Here is a 17819-nt window from a genome sequence, read left to right on the forward strand (position 1 = left end):
GTCTCCCCTTCCAATTAAGCTTCTTGTCCTACTGTCTCGTCTTCAATACCAAGCTCAGTTTTGATCCAGTCATAGCCTTCAGCTTCCAATTTAAGTGCAAGTTCTTTGCCGCCGGATTTAACGACGCGGCCTTGCATCATCACGTGGACGTGGTCTGGTGTAATATAGTTCAGCAAACGCTGATAATGAGTGATGATCAAGCAACCGAAGTTTTCGCCTTTCATCTGGTTGATGCCATCAGAAACAACTTTAAGCGCATCGATATCCAGTCCGGAGTCGATTTCATCCAATATCGCGAATGTCGGTTTAATCATCATTAATTGAAGAATTTCGTTGCGTTTCTTTTCGCCGCCTGAGAAGCCTTCGTTTAAATAGCGCTGTGCCATTTCCTGGTCCATATCAAGCGTCTCCATCTTGCTGTCAAGTTCGCGGATGAACTTCATCAATGAAATCTCTTCGCCTTCCGCGCGTCGAGCATTGATCGCAGAGCGCATAAAGTCAGCATTTGTCACGCCTGAAATTTCGCTCGGGTATTGCATGCCAAGGAATAGGCCTGCACGTGCGCGCTCATCCACTTCCATTTCAAGAACGTCTTCTCCATCAAGAAATACCGATCCTGATGTTACTTCATATTTCGGATGCCCCATGATAGCAGAAGCCAATGTAGACTTCCCAGTTCCGTTAGGTCCCATGATGGCATGAATTTCACCTGTATTAATTGTTAAGTTTACACCCTTTAAAATCTCTTTATCTTCGATTTTAACGTGCAAATCTTTAATGATCAAAGTTGACATGTATATACCTCCATAAAGTTAATGTTGAATGGAATTCCATTCTTAATTAGTATCATTCTAATCTTACATGAAATGGGGCTTTGTAGCAAATCTTTAAATCGGCTCTGAAAACCAACGGCAAACAATTTAAAATACTGTATTTGCCCTAATTTCAAGAGGTTTTTCCCTCATACCAAACCTGTTTCCGCATTTTCAATAACTGATCGCTAAATGAGAAATAAGCAAACAAAAAACCGGCACTTAAAGGCGCCGGCCGTGTCAATTTCGTCTATTATGAATTTCTGTGTACTTGACGTTCCAAACGAGCGGCAACTTGTTGGCCCTGCCGATAATCCTGTTCTCTCCGTTGTTCCACTTCAATAATCTTGTCAGTGTCGTTTTGATATTCGTCGATACCAAATCCGTGGACATCCCTAAAAGCCTGTTCCATTTTTTCTGTGTGCTCAATTCCATTTGAATCGATAGCGGTTCATCCCTTTCCGGTTTGTATTACTTGTAAAGTATACCCCGGATATTCCAGATAAAACCCAAAATTAGTGAACTTCTATAAAATGGCTCTTTTGTCTTATGAATTACCAGAAAATTCAAACCATTCTAAATTTATTCTTTTTAAGAATAATGTCTCAGAATTTGATTATAATTTTTCATTTTACTTCACCGTATTTTCATGACTCGAAGCTACTAAAGCAATCCAGAGACAGGCGGACGCGTTCCGCTGGCACGGCTTCAGCCGCGCAAGCTTCTTCGCAACGGCCTCTCTCCAATTCTTGGATGCATGCCTTCACAGCTATTTTCCGGAATATAGGAACAAAAAAAGGTCCAGCAGATGCCGGACCTTTTGTTTATTGGCTTACTTCGTTGTAGATGCTTGAAGGGTTAAGCTCTTGCGCTTCCAATAAGGCATTGAACTTCTCGTCTGCTTCTTGGAATTTTGCATTTGCCGCTTCGAAAGAAGCTTCTTTCGTCAGCTCTTCAGCTTTTATGTCGTAAGACTCTTTAATAGAAGCTAGTGCAGCTTCGATATCAGCTTTTTGTTCTTCGAGCGTTTCAGGAATTTCTATTCCTTCTACTGCTGCGGAAGTTTCTTCAGCTGAAGCTTTAGCTGCATCCTTCATTGTTTGAAGTTCTTCAGCTTTAGGCAATGTGCCTTCTGTCTGTGCCATTTCAAAAGCGTTCAAGTCTGCATCTGTTGCATTGATCGTATTTGGAACTGACATGTAGAAACGCATCATTTCCTGTTTCGCAGTGCCTGCCTCTTTTGCAGCACCATTTGTTGCAGGTGCTTCTTCAGTAGCCCCGCTAGTTTTATCTTCACCGCAAGCTCCTAATAGAAGTGCAACTGAGAAACCGATAACCAGTAATTTCTTCATAAATATTTCCCCCTTTTTCTTACAATCCAAAGTTATAGTAGCACAGCTTTTTCTGATTGTATATATTTGGGAGAAAAGTCGAAATAGAGGAAATATTGGTTTTATTGCAACGCTTTTTTTCCATTTGTGAAGCGATCGACGATCATTGACAAAGCACCGTCGCCAGTTACGTTTGTTGCAGTACCAAAGCTATCTTGTGCTAAGTAAAGGGCTATCATAAGTGCGACCATGGTTTGATCGAAACCGAGCATCGATTCAAGCAGCCCGATAGCAGCCATTACTGCCCCGCCTGGAACACCAGGTGCAGCAATCATTGTTACACCAAGCATCAAGATGAATGGCAAGATGCTGCCAAAAGCCGGCACTTCGCCAGTCAATAACATGACGCCGACTGCACAAGACACGATTGTGATTGTGCTGCCGGAAAGGTGAATCGTTGCAAACAGCGGCACTGCGAAGTCAACAACACGTTCGTTGGCTCCGGTCTTGCGTGCTTGCTGGACGGTAACTGGAATTGTTGCCGCAGATGACTGGGTGCCAAGCGCGGTAAAGTAAGCCGGCATCATCGTTTTCAGCAAGAAGAATGGATTTTTTTTATTCAAGGTACCGGCAGTCGTGTATTGCAGCAGGAGCATGATCCAGTGAAGGATGAGGATCATGACGAATACAACAGCAAACAATGACAAGATTTCAGCAACTGCCCCGCCGTATGCCATATTGCCGAAAATCCCGAAAATATGGATTGGCAGCAATGGAATGATTACATATGAAATCGTCTTTTCAATAACCGCCTGGAATTCATCAAAGAACGAAATCATTGTTTTGCTACCTGTTGAAGCCATACCGATTCCAAGCAAAAACGCGAGAATCAAAGCGGACATAACGCCGAATACTGGCGGCATTTCCAATGCGATATACGATGCAGCAAGTGCATGTTCCGGATCATCGATGTTGCTCATCGATCCGGCTTTCATGAAATTCGGTAAAATTGTCGTTGATGCCACAAATGCCAGAATGCCAGCAATTATTGTCGAGAAATAAGCGAAAAATGTGGCAAGCCCCAGTAATTTCCCTGAGCCTTTTCCGAGTTTAGCAATACCCGGAGCGATAAAACCAAGAATGATCAATGGAACAATGAAATTCAAAAAGCTTCCGAAAATAGCGGTGAACGTGGCAAAAACGCGAGCCAGCCATTCAGGCGCAAATGAACCGATTAACACTCCTAAAGCGATTGCCAAAATAATTCTTGGCAGCAAACCAAACTTAATCTTCATTATTTTGTCCTCCCCATGTGAACAATTGTATTATCATTATTATTCAAAAGTATCATAGGAGGCAAAAAAATAGAATAGTTTGAGAAAAACGCGGAATATTTTCATTATTTTATCAAAATAAAAAAGCATCCTCTCGGATGCTTTTTGTCAATCTACAGGTACGACAGAGCCGCCCCATTCTTCCAAGATAAAGTCTTGGATTTCTTGTGATTTCAATACTTCGACCAATGCTTGGACATTTTCCTTGTCCTCATCGCCTTTGCGGACCGCAATGATGTTGACATATGGTGAGTCTGAATCTTCAAGTGCAATGGAATCTTCCATAGGGTTCAAGCCAGCATCGATTGCGTAGTTAGAGTTAATCAATACAGCGTCACCTTCGCCTTGCTCGTACATTTGCACTAAAATTGCTGCTTCGTAATCTGTTTCAAACTGCAAGTTTTTAGGGTTTTCCGAAATGTCGCTGACTTCTGCTGTCGTTTTCTCCACAGCTTCATCCAACTTGATCAAACCTTGCGCTTCAAGCATAGATAAAATGCGGCCGTGATCTGCAACTGAACTGCTCATTAGGATAGTAGCACCCTCTGGAAGTTCTTCCAAAGAATCGTATTCTTGAGAATAAACGCCGATTGGCTCGATGTGGATACCGCCGGCATTTTCAAACTCATAGCCGAACTCTTCTACTTGTGAAGCCAGATAAGGAACGTGCTGGAAGTAGTTAGCGTCAATTTCACCTGCTTCTAAGTCTTGGTTCGGTAAAATGTAGTCTTGGTATGATTCGATTTCAAGTTCGATGCCTTGTTCTTCAAGAATCGGTTTAGCTTGTTCAAGAATTTCAGCGTGCGGCACATTCGATGCACCGATTTTCAATGTTGATGACTCTTCGCCTGAGCCGCCTTCGTCTGCTCCGCATCCCGCTAATGCGAATGCTGTTAGTAATGTTCCTGCTACAAATTTCTTCATGTTGTCAGTCTCCCTTTTTATGTGTTTTTTATGATTAGCGTTTGTCCGACTTTACAGTCAAACGGTCACCGATAAACTGGATGGCAAATACAATGATCAATATGAGGATCGTGGCCATAAGTGTGACGTCTTGGCGGCTTCTTTGGAAACCGTCAAGGAACGCCAGGGTGCCAAGGCCACCGGCTCCGATGATGCCTGCCATTGCGGTATAACCGACAAGGGCAATGGCTGTCACCGTGATGCCGGAAATAAGTGCCGGTTTTGATTCTGGAAGCAGCACTTTGCGAATGATGGTCCACGTGCTTGCACCCATTGACCGGGCGGCTTCGATTACGCCTTTGTCAATTTCTTTCAGGGCGATCAATACCATGCGTGCATAAAATGGTGCAGCACCGATGATCAACGCCGGCAATGCGGCGTTCGGTCCGCGAATCGTTCCGATCATATACTTCGTGAATGGAATCAGTAAAATGATTAAGATGATGAACGGAATTGAACGGAAAATATTGACGAATGCACCGGTCAGCCAATTGACAATGCTGTTGGCCCATAATTGCTTCGGTGCTGTCAAAAATAGGACGATGCCGAGCACCAAACCGATGACAAACGTGAAAAATGTCGACATCGCGGTCATGTAAATGGTTTCGAGCGTAGCTTCCCACATATCATTCCAGTCGACGTTCGGGAATAATGACTCAATCATTTGCCATCACCTCCGTTTGGACGTCTTCTGCATTAAGGAAAGCGATCGCTTCATCAATTTCAGGCTGTGAGCCTTTTATTTGTAAGATCAATGTTCCATAAGCCCCTCTTTGCGTATGTGCGATATTCCCCTGCACAATGTTGATATCGACAGGGTATTTACGAATCAGTTTCGTTAAGATCGGCTGCTCGGTTTGGTCTCCGACGAATACCAGTTTGATGAGGACACCCGACGGATACAGTTCGCGCAAATGCTTGATGGTTGCCTGGGAATCTTCGGTGTCTGTCACCTGAGCAACAAAACGTTTGGTGATGTTTTCTTTTGGCGCCTGGAAAACGTTCAGAACGTCTCCTAATTCTACGACGCGTCCACCTTCCATGACGGCGACGCGGTGGCAGATTTTACGGATGACATGCATTTCATGAGTGATGAGCACAATGGTCAATCCTAAGCGTTTGTTGATATCCACCAATAAATCCAGGATCGAATCGGTCGTCTGCGGATCCAATGCAGAAGTGGCTTCATCGCAAAGCAGCACTTCCGGGTTGTTCGCTAAAGCACGGGCAATGCCGACGCGCTGCTTTTGCCCTCCGGATAGCTGCGCAGGATACGCGTTCTCTCTTCCGGTGAGTCCAACGAGCTCCACAAGTTCCAAGACACGCTCAGCACGTTTTTCTTTCGGCACTCCTGCAATTTCAAGCGGAAATTCGATATTTTCTTTGACGGTGCGCGACCACAGCAAATTGAAATGCTGGAAAATCATGCTGACTTTCTGGCGTGCTTTGCGCAATTCCTTGCTGTTGATCGCTGTGATGTCCTGGCCGTTGATGACGACTGACCCCGACGTCGGCTTTTCCAATCCGTTCAATAAACGGATGAGCGTGCTCTTGCCTGCTCCACTATAGCCGATGATGCCGAAAATCTCGCCTGGTGCAATGTCCAGTTCCACTCCATCGACCGCTGTCAACGAGCCTTTGCCCGTATCGAACACTTTCGATAACTTTTTAAGTTCAATCATTCCATAAACACTCCTAATCCAAAAATAAAAACCCTTCTGCGCAGAAATGAGCAGAAGGGTAACTTAAAAAGTTGAACCGATCTCTCATTTCCCGAAGTTTCAGCTTCGCGTGACTTGGCACCATTTCATTTTCATGACGGTTGCCGGGCTTCATAGGGCACTTCCCTCCACCACTCTTAATAAGAGTAACGATATTTAATTAATTTCAGAAATTTAATTTACCATGCCTGGATTTATACGTCAACTGATTTTAACTTTCCATACAGATAAGGTACGGATTGGAACGCGTAAATCTTTTCTTTCAGCTGTCCATTTTGCGTGATGAGCAGGCACGGGACGCTTTCCACTTGATACAGCGAAGCGATTTCCTGCACATAGTTCAAGTTTGCTTTTCCCATTGGCAGATCCGGTACCAGTTCCTGCACGACCTCCAGCATTTTCGAAGCAATCTGGCAAGTTCCGCACATCGGCGCATACAGGTAGTAAGCAGCCACGTCGTTTGTATTTTTCTCTTTCAGCCATTCTTTATGTGTCCATTCATTCATGCGGTTTCATCCCTCAGCTATAAACTTATTGACTTGAACGTTTGCTGATATCAGTATATCCATCAGGATGCGGATAGGTGTAGCAGCTACTTCTTTGTAGCTCGGGTTGATATAGAAATGGCGGGCTTCCGGAAACTCGCGCTTCACCAGTTTGCGCAGCTTCTCGCCTGATTTGTCCGCGTCCACCAATATGATGATATCCATTTCTTCAAACGGCAGCAGCAATTCTTCAAGCCTTGTTGCACTTACTGTACCATTTGTACAAAGAATCGTCACGGGTTCTGCAATAAGCGGCGCTATCCTCACTTTATCGCTGATTCCTTCCACCACAATCACTTTTTCCATAAAGCAACACCTCGCTCGGAAAGTATGTCCAGAATTGTGTATAAAAAAAGCGCCACAAAGGCGCTTTGGAATTACTCGTTGATCATTTCTTTGTATTGCTCAGCTGTCATCAATTCGCCCAATTCAGCTTCGCTAGGGGATTCGATTACCACCATCCACGCATTTTCATAAGGGGATTCGTTAACAAATTCCGGGCTGTCTTCAAGCTCACTGTTTACTTCCAGTACTTTTCCGCTGATTGGAGCGTAAAGTTCAGAAACAGTTTTAACAGACTCGACACTGCCGAAAGGCTGGTCTTTTTTCAGTTCGTCACCAACTTGCGGCAATTCGACAAAAACGATATCTCCAAGTTCAGCTTGTGCAAAATCAGTAATGCCGATCCGTGCTGTCGCGCCTTCTACCTTGACCCATTCATGCTCTTTTGAATAACGAAGTTCTAGTGGTGTGCTCATCGAAAACCCTCCATATTATGTAGTTTACTCATATCTAAGTTTGACATAAACAAATCGGAAATACAAGAAATCAATTGCTCTATCTCCAGCTGGACTCAAAGTCCTGTTCTTTGAACCCGAGTGTCACTTTGTCGTAGCCGTAAGCCAGCGGACGTTTAATGAGCATGCCGTCAGAAGCCAGCAATTCCAACTGTTCTTCTTCGCTCATTTGGGGCAACTTGTCTTTCAAGCCAAGCTCGCGGTATTTCATGCCACTTGTGTTGAAAAACTTCTTCAAGTCGACTCCGCTCGCTCCATAAATTTCGCTGAGCTGCTCTTTTGAAGGCGGTGCTTCCGCAATATTGATCTCGTTGTATTCAATCCCTTGGTCGTCCAGCCATTTTTTCGCTTTTCGGCAAGTTGTGCATTTCGGATATGCGTAATAGGTAATCAAGAAAAATCCTCCTTTTTTTCCAAGCTTACCAAATCGCGGGCGCTGCGTCGATGTAAAATACTCCCTTCGCTTGTGCCTCCCGAATAACGCAAAAAGAGGATTAGGCCCCCTGCCCAATCCTCTTTTCGTTTTCAGGCTCACCGAATGAGCCTGTTGGTCCCTATTACACCACGTATTTTTCTGCTTCGACCAATTTGACTGCCGCTTCGCGTTTTTTCGCGATAACGTTGTATGGCGTCGAACGCGTTAATTTGCGCAATGCAGAAAGCATCATGCGCTGGTTGTCGCCTTCGATTGCTGCGATCAATGTTTCTTTCGCGTCTTTCTCGATCTTATCGAATGCTTCCTGGCAATAAATCTGCGTGTACAGCAATTTCTGCTGCGCTTTTACTTCGCCTGATGCCGCAATTGCTTTCTCTGTGCGGAGAACGACAGATTCCATCGCGAAGACATTGCTGACGATGTCGGCGATGTTCACGAGAATTTCCTGCTCCTGCTCCAATTTCGTGCTGTATGTCTGCGCCGCTAAGCCGATTGCCAACAAAGCGATTTTCTTCGCGTTTCGGACAAGATATTTTTCCTGCGCCAAAGCTTCTGTGCCGACTTCTTCTGGCATCATCATCAGCAATTCTTCTTGCAACTTCTGTGCGTGCTGAAGCAGCGGAAGCTCACCTTTCAATGCTTTGCGCAATAACGTACCCGGAACCAGCAAACGGTTGATTTCATTCGTTCCTTCAAAAATGCGGTTGATGCGGGAATCGCGGTAAATGCGCTCGATTTCGTATTCCTGCATAAAGCCATACCCGCCGTGAAGCTGAACGCCTTCGTCAACGATGTAATCAAGCGTTTCTGTGCCGAAGAATTTATTCAACGAACATTCAACTGCAAATTCAGCGATTGAATCGGCCACCAATTTGCCGTCAGCCTGCTGCTCATCCGTGAAATCACTCATGCGGTCTTCGAACAAACCGACTGTGCGGTAAACCGAACTTTCTACAGCATATAAGTGAGAAGCCATCGTCGCCAATTTTTCGCGAGTCAAGTTGAACGATGAAATCGGCGTCTTGAATTGCTGGCGCTGATTTGTATAAGGAATCGTGATTTCCATCGCGCGTTTTGAAGCTCCGATTGTGCCCACTCCCAATTTGTAGCGGCCAATGTTCAGGATGTTAAACGCAATGATGTGCCCGCGCCCTGCTTCGCCCAAAAGGTTTTCCACAGGCACTTGCGCGTCTTCTAAGATCAATGTGCGTGTAGATGAAGATTTGATGCCCATTTTCTTTTCTTCCGGTCCGACTGAAACGCCGGCATAAGCACGTTCAACGATGAACGCTGAGAATTTATCGCCATCAATTTTCGCATATACCACAAAGACGTCAGCAAAACCGGCATTGGTAATCCATTGCTTTTCCCCGTTCAGCACATAATGCGTGCCAGCTTCGTTCAAGCGAGCAGTTGTTTTCGCGCCCAATGCGTCTGACCCTGAACTCGGCTCAGTCAATGCATAAGCAGCGATCATTTCGCCTGTCGCCAAGCGCGGCAAATATTGCTGTTTCTGCTGATCGTTGCCGAAAAGGACGATTGGCAATGAACCGATGCCGACGTGTGCGCCGTGCGTGATTGAAAATCCGCCGGCTTTCGACATTTTTTCAGCAATCAATGCTGAAGCGATTTTATCAAGTCCAAGTCCGCCGTATTGTTCTGGAACGTCTGCTCCTAGCAGGCCAAGATCGCCAGCTGATTTCAGCAAGCGCACGGAATGTTCAAACTCGTGGTTTTCCAATTTCTCTACGACAGGCATTACTTCGGTGTTGACGTAATCCTCGGTCGTTTTGGCAATCATTTTATGTTCTTCTGTAAAATCTTCTGGTGTGAAGACACGGGAAAGGTCTGCCTCTTCGATAAGGAAACTGCCGCCTTTGATCAATGTTTTTTCTTGTTCCATTGTGAATTCCTCCTTGTTTTTATTGGTTCACTGTTAATTTCTATAGCATTTCAAAGACGCCTGCTGCGCCCATTCCACCGCCGATGCACATCGTCACTACGCCGAATTGCTTGCCTTGGCGCTTCAATTCACTCATCATGCGGATGGTCAAAATCGACCCTGTTGCGCCCAACGGATGCCCAAGGGCAATTGCTCCGCCGTTGAAATTCACTTTATCGATGTCGATGCCGAGGTTGCGGACAACAGCCAGCGATTGCGAAGCGAAAGCTTCGTTCAATTCCCAGACGTCGATGTCGCTGATTGACAAGCCGGCCAGTTTTAAGGCTTTCGGAATTGCCACGATCGGGCCGATGCCCATGACTTCAGGCGGAACCCCGCCTGTCGCGAATGAACGGAATTTAGCCAAAGGCTTAAGCCCAAGCGCTTCCGCTTTTTCCCGGTCCATTACCAATAATGCGCCTGCACCGTCAGATGTCTGCGACGAATTCCCAGCTGTCACCGAGCCGCGGGCAGAAAAGGCTGCGCGCAATTTGGCCAAGCCGCCGATGTTCGTGCCGTCGCGCACACCTTCGTCCATCTTGAACATGAACGTTTTTTCCTGGTATTTATTGTTTTCATCGACAAATCGTTTGGTCACTTCGACCGGCACGATTTCGTCATCGAATTTGCCAGCTGCAATTGCTGCACCCGCTCGCTCATGCGAACGGACGGCAAATGCGTCCTGGTCTTCTCGGCTGACGCCGTATTGGTTTGCTACTTGTTCAGCTGTATGGCCCATACTCATGTAGTACTGGGGTGCCGTTTCCGCCAATTTTGCGTTGGGGCGGATGACATTGCCCATCATTGGCACCATGCTCATCGATTCGACTCCGCCAGCGATGACCGCTTCCGCAGAGCCGACCATGATTTTCTCGGCAGCATAGGCAATCGACTGTAAACCTGACGAGCAAAAACGGTTGACTGTCACTGCCGGCGTTGTATCCGGCAAACCTGCCAATGCACCGATGTTGCGGGCGATGTTCATACCTTGCTCCGCTTCCGGCATTGCACAGCCCATGATCAAATCATCTATCGGACCGTCATAGCCTGCCCGGTTCAATGCTTCCCGCACTACCAATGCGCCGAAATCATCCGGCCGCACAGTCGCTAAAGAGCCTTTTTTCGCTTTTCCGACCGGTGTTCTTGCTCCGGCCACGATTACTGCTTCGCGCATTTCTTTTTCCTCCTTTAATATCAAGCTATTAGTTCCGGAGCGGTTTGCCTTTGACCAGCATATGCTGCATCCGTTGTTGTGTTTTCGGCTTTGACACCAGGTTCAAGAACGCTTCACGCTCCAAATCGAGCAGGTATTGCTCGTCAACTAAAGTGCCGTACGGCAATTTTCCGCCTGACAAGACATGTGCCAATTTTTTTGCGATCTTCAAATCATAATCGGAAATATAGCCTGAGATGTGCATTCCTTCTGCGCCCAGCAAAAGCGTTGCATAGCCTGGTTCGCCAGTGACTGGCACTTTTTCGCGTACTGGCGCCTGATAGCCATTTTCATATAAATTAAGCGCAGCTTGTTTCGCGTCATGGATCAAGTGATCGCTGTTGACGCTGATGCCGTCTGTAAAGTTCAAGAAGTTGGTGTCGCGCGCTTCTTCAGCGGATGTCGAGACTTTCGCCATCGCAATCGCTTCGAATACGTTGCTTGCAACGTTTTGGTAATCAAATGTCACGCCATGCGGCAAGCCTTTCAAATGCTTGATATATAGTTCTTTGTTTCCGCCGCCGCCAGGGATCAGCCCGACGCCTGCTTCCACAAGCCCCATATACGTTTCCATTGAAGCTTGGATATGCGCTGCATGCAGCGCCACTTCCGCACCGCCGCCTAGCGTCATGCCAAACGGTGCGACGACAACAGGCTTCGAGCTGTATTTGATCTTCATTAACGCGTTTTGGAATGTTTTGATCGTAAAGTCCAGTTCGAAAATATTGTCGTCCTGAGCCTCCATTAAAATCATCCCCAAGTTCGCGCCGACGCAGAAGTTCTTGCCTTGGTTGCCGATGACGAGCCCTTTATGGTTTTTCTCAACTTCATCGACTGCGTAATTGATCATCTGCATGATATCCAAGCCGATTGCGTTTGAGCGTGAGTGGAACTCAAGCAGCAGAATGCCGTCACCGAGGTCAATCAAGCTAGCGCCCGAATTCGACTTCAAGACGCCGTGCTTTTTCTTAAAGCGCTTCAAGTCGATCACTTTGCTGTTGACCGGCACTGCCGTGTAATCTGTGCCATTGAAGAAATAAAGGTCGCCTTTTTCTTCTTTATAGAAGCTTTCATTGCCGCTATTAAGCAAGCTTTGTGCGAACGCTGGAATCACATGTCCTTCATCTGCCATCTTAGCGGCCGATTCGCGCACACCGATTGCGTCCCATATTTCAAACGGCCCTTGTTCCCAGCCGAAGCCCCATTTCATGGCGTTGTCGATGGCAACGATGTCATCAGCGATTTCACCATGCAATTGAGCGGAATAGCGCAATGTCGGAGCCAGCAAGTTCCACAGCAATTCGCCTGTGCGGTCGTTTGCGTAAACAAGCATTTTTACTTTTGCGTTCAAGCCTTTTTGCTGCTTCGCCATTTCCTGTGAAGGCGTTTTTAAATTTCCGGCTGACCGGTATTGCAAGGTTTCCGGATCAAGCTCCAGGATTTCTTTATCTTTCTTCAAGAAGAAGCCTTGCCCCGATTTTGCGCCGAGCCAGCCGTTCTCCACCATTTTCTTCATAAAAGCAGGTGCTTCGAATACTTGCTGCTCTTCACCGGTCGTTTGGTCGTAGACATTTTTCGCAACGTGCATGAATGTATCGAGCCCGACAACGTCCAAAGTACGGAATGTCGCTGATTTCGGACGGCCGATCAATGGCCCAGTCACTGAATCCACTTCGCCGATTGAATAGCCGCGGTTCTGCATTTCGCGCACCGCTACCAGTAAACCGTATGTGCCAATGCGGTTGGCGATGAAGTTTGGCGTATCTTTTGCTTCGACAACGCCTTTGCCTAAACGGTCTTCACCGAAATCTTTCATAAATTGGAGCACTTCCGGAGATGTCATTTGGGCCGGAATCACTTCAAGCAACTTCAAATAGCGCGGCGGGTTGAAAAAATGCGTGCCGAGGAAATGCTTAGCAAAGTCTTCCGTGCGCCCTTCCGCCATCGCGTTGATGCTGATGCCGGATGTATTGGACGAGATAATCGTGCCGGGTTTCCTTACTGCATCTAATTTTTCGTACAATGATTTTTTGACATCCAGGTTTTCGACAATGACTTCAATGATCCAGTCCACGTCTTTCAGTTTATCCAAATCATCTTCCAAGTTTCCTGGTGTGATTAGCTGAAGGTTCTTTTTCGCTGCCAAAGGCGCCGGTTTTTGTTTCAGCAATTTCTGCACTGCTGTAGCAGCAATGCGGCTGCGCACTTGGCGATTTTCCAAAGTTAAGCCTTTTGCTTGCTCTTCTGTTGATAATTCACGCGGAACAATATCCAGCAATAAAACCGGAATTCCGATATTTGCAAGGTGTGCCGCTATGCCCGATCCCATGACGCCGGAACCGATGACGGCCGCTTTTTTAATTTGGTATGCCACTCGAAAACCCTCCCAGTATTTTTTGAATGAATCCTCATTCATTTTTTAAGTAAAAAAAATAGAACGTTCTCTATGTCCTTAGTTTAAAGTATTTTTTCTATTTTCGCAATATTTAATCGTTAGAAATTTCCTGGACCTTGAGATTAATTTCTTTTCGAAAGACAATCTGCAAGGTACACTGATTAAAGATTAATTAGGAGGAGATTTTATGAAACCCATTACAACGAACGAGCAATTCAACGAAATCATCGGCGGCACGGAGCCGGTCATCGTCAAATTCCAAGCTGGCTGGTGTCCTGACTGCACGCGCATGGATATGTTCATCGACCCGATCATCGAGGAATTCAATCAATATCAATGGTTTGATGTAAACCGCGACGAGCTTCCGGAGCTTGCTGACAAATACGACGTCATGGGTATCCCGAGCTTGCTGATTTTCAAAAACGGTGAAAAAACAGCCCACCTTCACAGTGCGAATGCCAAATCCCCTGAATCCGTGACAGATTTTTTGTCCAGCCAGGAAAAATAAAAGTCTACTAAAGTGATTACGGAATTCGCTATTCCGGGCTGTCGAGAAATTCTCGTCAGCCCTTTTCATTTCGCTCCTAAGCCCTTCTAAGTCTCGAAGCTAGTGCAACGATATAGAAACAAAGACAAGAGCATATGTTTAGCGGGTCTGTTTTGCAGAGTATCAGTAAGCTGAAACCTTGTCTTCTGAAACCTGGTTTCCTGCGTTACGTATAGTGCATCATTTGGCTGTATTTAGGATATAATAGAAGCAAACATATACATTGAGGTGTCTCATGGAACAAACTAAAGAAATACAAGAATTGAAAAAACTAGTTGCGCATTACGAAAAAGTCATACACAATATGTCCGCGCCGATCATCCCGTCGATTTTGTCAAACACCATTTTGGTGCCAATTGCCGGCTTCATCTTCCGTGGCCGCTTTGAAACGATCCGCTCAAAAGTGCTCGAATATGCTGAGAAACACCGCGAAACCGAACGTGTGATTTTTGATTTTACCGGTGTCCGCATGGAAGACGTAGAGTCGTTTGACTACAATGAGCTGGCGAACGAATTGACGCATTTGAACAGTGCCTTAAAGTTGATGGGCCTTCGCCCAATTTACGTCGGCTTCAATCCACGCTTCGTGCGGGAAATTGTCCACGCTGGCATTCAAGTGGAACTTGAAGTCTACACGACATTCCGGGCTGCTTTGAAAAACTTGTTGACTGAAACGGAACGAAGCCTCTCTTCCCTATAAAGAGAGCTTACATTACTCCCGGCTGGAGGCTGTGCTGATGAAAATTCTCATCCCTTTTAACGGCATGTCGCAATATGACCCGGAAATTGATGCGAAATGGCAAGGTTCTGCGTGCGGGCCTGTCACAGCGGCAGCCATTCTCCGCCATCATGAAAAAAAAGACTGGAACGCCGGTGAGCTATACGGCGCGCTTGGCACGACACGCATCGGCCTGTTCACATGGCGCCTCGTCCGGAAGTTTAACAAACTGACCGCCGGCCGCTATCGCATTGAAAAGATCCATTCGGTTGAAGAAGCGAAAAAAGAACTAGCGGCTGGGCGGCCTCTCGCGATGAAGTTTGACCGCTGGTTTTCGTTTAACTGGTTTTCAAAACCGCTTTTCAATTACCATTGGGTTCCGCTGATCGGCTTCGAGGAGCGGGAAAATGATTTGATCTTGTATTTCCACGACAACGGAAAAAGAAACCGCCCCAGCAGATTGCAGGCGGTTTCTTATGAAAAGAACCGGAAGTTTTTGACGTTCGTCAAAATCGTTCCTATTCAAATGGATTGACTGGCAGCACGCTTTTCTCCAATTGCCGCGCCAGCAATTTCAGTTCCTGGCCGTCGAAGAGCTGAACGTGATCGTTTGTGTAATTCGGTACCGTAATTTCATCCAGCGACACATCGAGCGGAATATCGCATTTAATGACCGCCAATTCCTTAGATAGCAGCAGCATATCCTTATGCTCTTCTATCTTTTTCTTTTGGGCTGGTTTTAATTCATCCAAGGCATCCAGTACGCCGTCAACAGATTCGTACTTCTGGATTAACTGCAGCGCAGTTTTCGGTCCGATGCCTTTAACGCCAGGATAGCCGTCGCTGGCATCTCCCATGAACGCTTTGACGTCGGCGAATTGGCCTGGCTCAATGCCATACTCTTCTTTGAACCGGCTTTCTGTGTAGACATCATAGACATGGAAACCTTTTTTCATGAAAGCAATCTCCACTGAAGGGTTCAGTAATTGCAGCATGTCCTTGTCCCCTGTGATAATGGTGAACTGCGCTTGGCCTTCCCATTGCTTCGTGAACGAGCCGATAAAATCATCCGCTTCGATTCCTTTTTCGCCGTAATTCATCCAGCCAAGCTCCTCGGAGACTTTCTTCGCTAAATCGAATTGGTGCAGCATATCATCCGGCGGCGCCGGGCGGTTCGATTTATACCCCTCGAACATATCTGTGCGGAACGTATGAGCGCCCATGTCCCAGCACACGGCCATATGGGTCGGCTTCATCATCGTTTTCGCTGCCAGTACATGGCGGGCAAAGCCTTGCACTGCATTCGTTGCAAGCCCTTCTGACGTTCGGAAATACTGCCCGACCGCAGATGTTGCAAAAAAAGAGCGGAACAACAGCGCCATGCCGTCAACTAATAAAACATGCGGTTTTTCATTCACAAGATTTCCTCCATTCGTTAAAAACACTTTCTCTATTATACACGCTTAAAAAGCAAAAAACCGCCGAAGCGGCGGTTTTCGTTTTAGCGTTTTCTTTTTGTTGCTTTGTAATCCAGTGTAACTGCTTTGTAGAATGATACCATCATCATCAGCATGATGAACGAGAACGGGAATGCGGCGATGATCAGCGCAGTCTGCAGGGCATCCAAGCCGCCTGCAGAAAGAAGGATCACAGCGATCAGCGACTGGGCGATTCCCCAAATCAATTTGATCGAATTGGCCGGATTCAACGAACCGTTCGTGGACTGCATCCCTAAGACGAATGTCGCAGAGTCTGCAGAAGTGATGAAGAATGTCGTAATCAGCATGACGGCAATGATCGACAAGATAATGCCCATCGGCAGTTCATTGAATACCCCAAAGAGCACTTCAGATGTCAGCAAGCCCGTCAAATCGACGCCGCTATTTTGTACATCCATAGCGGTAGAGCCGAAAGCCGCGAACCAGATGAAACTGATTATAGTCGGGATCAATAAAACCCCAACGAGAAATTGTCGAATTGTCCGCCCTCTTGAAATGCGGGCGATGAAAATCCCTACGAATGGCGACCATGATATCCACCATGCCCAGTAAAAGATGGTCCAGCCATCAATCCACGCGCGGTTCTCGCCATCAACCGGTGCTGCGCGGAAACTCATACCCATCAGATTCTGGAAGTATGCTCCAAAGGAATCTGTGAACGTATTTAAAATCAATAAAGTCGGTCCAAGAATAATGACCAAAGCAAGCAAGACAATGGCCAGCACCATATTGGTGTTGGACAAGTACTTAATTCCTTTGCTTAATCCGCTCCATGCAGAAATTAAGAACAATACCGTGATAACGGCAATGATGATTAGCTGCACGGTAAAGTTGTTACTTGGGATTCCGTCGATCAAGAAGGACAAACCTTCATTGATCTGCACGGTCCCGAATCCAAGCGTAGTAGCTACGCCGACCGCTGTTGCAAATACAGCAATAACGTCGACTGCAACACCAAGTGGCCCGTTCATTTTATTGCCGAAAATCGGTTTTAACGTCGCGGAGATTAATCCGGGTTCGCCTTTTCGGAACTGGGAATACGCTAGCGACAATGCAACAACTGCGTAAATTGCCCAAGCGTGAATGCCCCAATGGAAAAAGGTGAAACGCATGGATTCCCGGAACGCTTCTATCGATCCAGGCTCTGCGGTAGCGGGGTCAATCGCGAAATGGGACAGCGGTTCAGCCGCTCCCCAGAAGACGAGCCCAATTCCCATGCCTGCTGAAAAGAGCATTGCAATCCATGAACCAAACGAAAATTCTGGTTTGTCGGTGTCTTTCCCCAATCGAATCTGGCCCATTGGGCTGACTAAGAAGAACAGACAGAACAATACCATTAGCGAAACAATTAATAAATAATACCAGCCGAACGAAGTTGTCAGGAATCCTTCTATATTCCCGGTAACTTCTGCAAAACTTCCTGGTGCTATCGCGCCGTAGGCAACTGCCAGAATGACAAGACCCAACGCTATCCAGAATACATTTGTTACTTTCTTCATATAGTACACCTCCTGATTTTTATCACAATTGTTCATATTACGGAACATCAAAGCTATTGTCAAACCG

The 17819-nt window shown here is 46.4% G+C and carries 19 protein-coding genes and 1 riboswitch; of the genes, 3 read left to right on the top strand and 16 right to left on the bottom strand.

Annotated features, from left to right (window positions below):
- Positions 1–14 precede the first annotated feature (14 nt).
- From sufC to AC4EHB_RS14950, 14 genes are all read right to left on the bottom strand, one after another.
- A complete protein-coding gene (gene sufC, locus AC4EHB_RS14885; RefSeq protein ID WP_490976517.1) occupies positions 15–794 on the bottom strand; it encodes a Fe-S cluster assembly ATPase SufC in 780 nt (259 codons plus the stop codon).
- A 271-nt stretch (positions 795–1065) separates the two neighbouring features.
- Positions 1066–1224, bottom strand: a complete 159-nt coding sequence (locus AC4EHB_RS14890) for a YuzK family famiily protein (RefSeq protein WP_490976516.1) — start codon at positions 1222–1224, stop codon at positions 1066–1068.
- A 412-nt stretch (positions 1225–1636) separates the two neighbouring features.
- Positions 1637–2164, bottom strand: coding sequence for a hypothetical protein (locus AC4EHB_RS14895; RefSeq protein WP_490981937.1), 528 nt, complete (start codon positions 2162–2164; stop codon positions 1637–1639).
- A gap of 101 nt (positions 2165–2265) precedes the next feature.
- Positions 2266–3438, bottom strand: a complete 1173-nt coding sequence (locus AC4EHB_RS14900) for a dicarboxylate/amino acid:cation symporter (RefSeq protein WP_490976514.1) — start codon at positions 3436–3438, stop codon at positions 2266–2268.
- A gap of 147 nt (positions 3439–3585) precedes the next feature.
- The gene (locus AC4EHB_RS14905) at positions 3586–4401 is read right to left on the bottom strand and encodes a MetQ/NlpA family ABC transporter substrate-binding protein (RefSeq protein WP_490976513.1); all 816 of its coding nucleotides are present in this window, start codon (positions 4399–4401) and stop codon (positions 3586–3588) included.
- A 34-nt stretch (positions 4402–4435) separates the two neighbouring features.
- A complete protein-coding gene (locus tag AC4EHB_RS14910; protein WP_490976512.1) occupies positions 4436–5104 on the bottom strand; it encodes a methionine ABC transporter permease in 669 nt (222 codons plus the stop codon).
- Positions 5097–6122 carry a methionine ABC transporter ATP-binding protein gene (locus AC4EHB_RS14915; protein ID WP_490981938.1) on the bottom strand — a complete coding sequence of 342 codons (1026 nt, stop codon included), beginning with the start codon at positions 6120–6122 and terminating at the stop codon, positions 5097–5099. Before AC4EHB_RS14915 ends, AC4EHB_RS14910 begins: the two co-directional genes overlap by 8 nt.
- Before the next feature lie 81 nt (positions 6123–6203).
- A riboswitch (SAM riboswitch) is annotated at positions 6204–6308 on the bottom strand.
- Between the two features lie 47 nt (positions 6309–6355).
- A complete protein-coding gene (locus AC4EHB_RS14920) occupies positions 6356–6667 on the bottom strand; it encodes a thioredoxin family protein (protein WP_490976510.1) in 312 nt (103 codons plus the stop codon).
- Positions 6668–6673: 6 nt separating this feature from the next.
- A complete protein-coding gene (locus AC4EHB_RS14925) occupies positions 6674–7012 on the bottom strand; it encodes a toprim domain-containing protein (RefSeq protein WP_490976509.1) in 339 nt (112 codons plus the stop codon).
- Positions 7013–7083: 71 nt separating this feature from the next.
- Positions 7084–7464, bottom strand: coding sequence for a glycine cleavage system protein GcvH (gene gcvH, locus AC4EHB_RS14930; protein WP_490976508.1), 381 nt, complete (start codon positions 7462–7464; stop codon positions 7084–7086).
- A 79-nt stretch (positions 7465–7543) separates the two neighbouring features.
- Complete coding sequence (locus tag AC4EHB_RS14935; RefSeq protein WP_490981939.1) at positions 7544–7897, bottom strand: arsenate reductase family protein; 354 nt, start codon at positions 7895–7897, stop codon at positions 7544–7546.
- Positions 7898–8060: 163 nt separating this feature from the next.
- On the bottom strand, positions 8061–9842 hold the full coding sequence (locus AC4EHB_RS14940; RefSeq protein ID WP_490981940.1) for an acyl-CoA dehydrogenase FadE: 1782 nt from the start codon (positions 9840–9842) through the stop codon (positions 8061–8063).
- Between the two features lie 40 nt (positions 9843–9882).
- Positions 9883–11055 (bottom strand): acetyl-CoA C-acetyltransferase, encoded by a 1173-nt coding sequence (locus tag AC4EHB_RS14945; protein ID WP_490976505.1) that lies wholly within the window; start codon positions 11053–11055, stop codon positions 9883–9885.
- 28 nt (positions 11056–11083) lie between these two features.
- Positions 11084–13468, bottom strand: a complete 2385-nt coding sequence (locus AC4EHB_RS14950; RefSeq protein ID WP_490981941.1) for a 3-hydroxyacyl-CoA dehydrogenase/enoyl-CoA hydratase family protein — start codon at positions 13466–13468, stop codon at positions 11084–11086.
- A 208-nt stretch (positions 13469–13676) separates the two neighbouring features.
- On the opposite strand from AC4EHB_RS14950, the gene AC4EHB_RS14955 reads away from it, so the two are divergent.
- The 3 genes from AC4EHB_RS14955 (at position 13677) to AC4EHB_RS14965 (ending at position 15289) form a co-directional block, all read left to right on the top strand.
- A complete protein-coding gene (locus tag AC4EHB_RS14955; RefSeq protein WP_490976503.1) occupies positions 13677–13997 on the top strand; it encodes a thioredoxin family protein in 321 nt (106 codons plus the stop codon).
- A gap of 274 nt (positions 13998–14271) precedes the next feature.
- Positions 14272–14736, top strand: a complete 465-nt coding sequence (locus AC4EHB_RS14960; protein ID WP_490976502.1) for an STAS domain-containing protein — start codon at positions 14272–14274, stop codon at positions 14734–14736.
- Positions 14737–14773: 37 nt separating this feature from the next.
- Positions 14774–15289, top strand: coding sequence for a C39 family peptidase (locus AC4EHB_RS14965; RefSeq protein WP_490981942.1), 516 nt, complete (start codon positions 14774–14776; stop codon positions 15287–15289).
- Here AC4EHB_RS14965 and AC4EHB_RS14970 read toward each other — a convergent pair.
- The gene (locus tag AC4EHB_RS14970; RefSeq protein WP_490981943.1) at positions 15273–16172 is read right to left on the bottom strand and encodes a 5'-3' exonuclease; all 900 of its coding nucleotides are present in this window, start codon (positions 16170–16172) and stop codon (positions 15273–15275) included. The genes AC4EHB_RS14965 and AC4EHB_RS14970 overlap by 17 nt on opposite strands.
- Before the next feature lie 83 nt (positions 16173–16255).
- Complete coding sequence (locus AC4EHB_RS14975; RefSeq protein WP_490976499.1) at positions 16256–17752, bottom strand: glycine betaine uptake BCCT transporter; 1497 nt, start codon at positions 17750–17752, stop codon at positions 16256–16258.
- Positions 17753–17819 lie beyond the last annotated feature (67 nt).

The sequence above is a fragment of the Planococcus sp. TJ-302 genome (genome assembly GCF_058268455.1).